This is a genomic window from Actinoplanes sp. NPDC048791, from assembly GCF_040650095.1.
In the GTDB taxonomy this organism is placed as follows: domain Bacteria; phylum Actinomycetota; class Actinomycetes; order Mycobacteriales; family Micromonosporaceae; genus Actinoplanes.
Map to the genome: position 1 here is coordinate 1 of NZ_JBEZGQ010000922.1, position 3,327 is coordinate 3,327.

4 protein-coding genes are annotated in these 3,327 nt (G+C 74.1%); 3 read left to right on the forward strand and 1 reads right to left on the reverse strand.

What is annotated here, in order from left to right:
• Positions 1-85: 85 nt before the first annotated feature.
• Positions 86-910, reverse strand: coding sequence for a LysR family transcriptional regulator (locus AB0C29_RS39760; protein ID WP_360831936.1), 825 nt, complete (start codon positions 908-910; stop codon positions 86-88).
• A gap of 151 nt (positions 911-1,061) precedes the next feature.
• Here AB0C29_RS39760 and AB0C29_RS39765 point away from each other — a divergent pair, with 151 nt between their 5' ends.
• From AB0C29_RS39765 to AB0C29_RS39775, 3 genes are all read left to right on the forward strand, one after another.
• Complete coding sequence (locus AB0C29_RS39765; protein ID WP_360831939.1) at positions 1,062-1,682, forward strand: LysE family translocator; 621 nt, start codon at positions 1,062-1,064, stop codon at positions 1,680-1,682.
• Positions 1,683-1,792: 110 nt separating this feature from the next.
• A complete protein-coding gene (locus AB0C29_RS39770) occupies positions 1,793-2,047 on the forward strand; it encodes a hypothetical protein (RefSeq protein ID WP_360831942.1) in 255 nt (84 codons plus the stop codon).
• 16 nt (positions 2,048-2,063) lie between these two features.
• Positions 2,064-3,327, forward strand: a 1,264-nt coding sequence (locus AB0C29_RS39775) for a histidine kinase (protein WP_360831944.1), incomplete at its 3' end; no start/stop codon positions are given.

Sequence of the window (3,327 nt, forward strand, 5' to 3'; positions counted from 1 at the left end):
GCCCGCCCGGCCGTCTGGAGCGGCCCGCCCGGCCATCCGGGGCGGCGGGCTGAGGGGCCTCGTTGTCCATGGCGGCCTGGTCCGGCTACCCGGCCGGATCGGCCGAGGCGGCCTCGATGAGAGCCGCGACGAGCGCAGCGGTGGCGGGTGGGTCCGGTGGCTCGCCGTAGGTGGCGGCGTGGATCCGGCGCAGCGGTACGGGCAGCGGCGTGGCCGTGATCGCCGGCTGGCGGTGGGCCCGCAGCGCCAGTCCGGGGATCGTGGTGACGCCCATGCCCGCGGCGACCAGGCTCTGCATCACCACCATGTCGTCGGTGGTGTACGCCAGGCGCGGGGTGAAGCCGGCGCGTTCGCACATCTCCAGCAGGTGGCTGCGGCACCGTTCGCAGCCGGCGATCCAGGGCGAACGCGCGTGGTCGGCGAGGGTGGTGCCGCCGCCGGTGGTGAGCAGGTAGAGCGGGTCGTCGAGCAGATGGGTCAGCCGGATGCCGTCGTCCTCCGGGGCCGTGTCGTCGTACCGGAAGATCACCGCGACCTCGACCTGGCCGGTGCGCAGCTGGTGCAGGGCCTCTTCCGGATGGGTGTCGGCCAGGCCGAGCTCCAGGCCGGGGTGGCGCCGGGCCAGGATGGTGGCCGCCTGCGGGACCAGCGAGCTCATGAGCGAGCCGAAGCCGGCCAGCCGGACCCGTCCCGTGCTCAGTCCGACCAGCGCGGACAGTTCCGCGGTGGCCGCGTCGACCCGGCCGATGATCTCCGCTGCCCGGTCCGCGAGCAGGCGGCCGGCCGGGGTGAGCCGGATTCCGCGGCCGGCCCGCTGCACCAGCCCGGCCCCGAGCTGAGCCTCCAGCCGGGACAGCTGATGGCTGATCGCGGGCTGGGTGTAGCGCAGCTCCTTGGCGGCCGCGGTCACTGATCCGAGCCGGCGACGGCGTCGATCACGCGTAGCTGCACCAGGGTGACCATTCATAAATTCTAGTCATGGGACAGCTCCTGAACTGGCATTGGACGTATGGATCGGTGGGCGGCATCGTCAGTTGCACCGACGGAACGAGGAGACGGCGATGTTGACGTTCGCGATGACGGCCCTGGTGCTGATCATGCTGCCGGGCCCGGACCAGGCCCTGATGACCCGCAACGCGCTGGTCGGCGGCCGGGCCGGCGGAGTGCTGACCCTGGTCGGCGGCGTACTGGGAGTGGGCGTGCACGCGGGCGCCGCCGCGCTCGGGTTGTCGGCGTTGCTGCTCGCCTCGGCGACGGCGTTCACCGTGCTGAAGATCGCCGGGGCGGTGTACCTGCTGTGGCTCGCGGCGCAGATGCTGTGGTCGGCGGCGAGGTCACCGCGCGCGCCGGTCACCGACCAGCCGGACGTGGTGCCGGTGCGGCGGTCGGCGTACCTGCGGCAGGGTTTCCTGTCGAACGCCCTGAACCCGAAGGTGGCGCTGTTCTTCGTCACCTTCCTGCCGCAGTTCCTCACCGTCGGCGGCGGCTCGCCGCGGGCCGAGGCCCTGCTGCTGTCGGCGATCTTCGCGGGGCTCTACCTGAGCTGGTTCGGGCTCTACGTCGCCGCGGTGGACCGGCTCGGCCGCTGGCTGCGCCGCCCGCGGGTCAAGGCGCGCATCGAGCAGGTCACCGGGCTCGTCCTGGCCACCGTCGCCGTCCGCCTGCTCGTGACCAGCCACTGATCCCGGGGGAGAGCGCACCCGTCAAGTCAACGAAAGTCTGATCCGGCCCCGGTGCGCGTCAGTCGTTCCGCAGACGCGGGCACCGGGCCCGGATCGGCAGACTTCTCTGCATGACGTGGAAAATCGCACTGTTCATCGGCCTGGTCGGCCTCCTCATGCTGGTCGTCTCCGCCTACCTCACCCGCCGCGCCCGCTTGCTGGCCGCCGGCCGCCCGATCGACGTCGAGGCCATGCGGGCGGACGTCGGGACGGCCCTCGACCGCGACGACCCCGCGACAGCCGTACGGATCTACCGGCAGCACACCGGCGCCGGGCTGCTCCAGGCGAGCAAGGCCGTCGACCAGATCGCCCGGGACCGCCGGTGAGTGGTAGGAACTCGCCATGACCTTGGCCGCGCTGCGCCGGACGGGTTCGTGGCGACTGACCTACGAGATCCTGCTGACGGTGCTGGTCACCGCCGGCGTGACAGTCCCCGCGGCGGTGGCCGCCGTGTACCCGGCCGTGCCCTGGATCGTCGGGGTGAGCACGCCGCTGCTGGTGGTGCTGCGGCTGGTGCACCCGCTGGCCGCGTACACGGGGGCGGCGGTCATCGGGGTGTGCACCGGCGGGGAGAACAGCCTGCTGCTGGTGGCGCTGAGCGCGTCGTTCAGCTACCGCGTCGCCGACCGGCGGCAGCTCGCGGCCGGGCTGGCGGTGGCCTGGGCGGGTCTGCTGGGCGCGGTGTGGTGGTGGGAGGAGCCGCTCGACGGGACCACCGTCGTGCTGATGTCCGCCCTGTTCGTGCTGCTCGCGATCTTCCCGGCGGCGGCCGGCCGGCTGGTACGCCGGCGGCGTACCTTGCTGGCGGCCATGCACCGCCGCAACGTGCAGCTGCACGACGAGCGGGACGAGGCAGCCCGTGCGGCCCAGGCCCGCGAGCGCACCCGCATCGCCCGCGACCTGCACGACTCCCTCGGCCACAAGCTGACCCTGATCTCGCTGTACGCCGGCCTGGCCCGCGACGAGAACTCGCAGTTGCTGCGGGAAGCGTCCGCCGCGGCCATGACCGAGCTGCGGCAGATCCTCGGCATCCTCGGCCAGGACGACACCCAGTCCCCGGCGCCCTCGCTGACCGGGCTGGACGAGCTGGCGGCGAACGCCCGCGCGGCCGGCTCGCGGGTGACGATCGTCCGGCAGGGCGAGGAGCGGCCGCTCGCCGCGCTCACCGAGCACGCGGCCTACCGGGTCATTCAGGAAGGCGTGACCAACGCGCTGCGGCACGCGCACGGCGGCGACATCGAGCTGTCGCTGCGGTACGAGTCCGACGCGCTCATCGCGGGCGTGACGAACACGGCGGGGCAGAGCGTCGCCCAGACGACATCCGGGCGCGGGCTGCACGGCCTCACCGAGCGGGTCCGGGTGGCGGGCGGCATGCTCTACCACGGTACGACGGCCGGCGGCGGGTTCCGGCTGGCGGCGACTCTCCCGTACCCGGGAGACCCGGCGGAGGCTCCCCGGACCGCAGGGGCGGCAGGGCCCGGGCCACCCCCGGCCGCTCGCGCCGACTTCGCCGAGCTGGTCGAGGGGGGGCGCGCGCGGGCCCGGGTGGGGGGGGGCGCCGGCCCCCGCGCCGGCGGGGGGGGGCGGGCGGGCGGCGGGGGCGCGC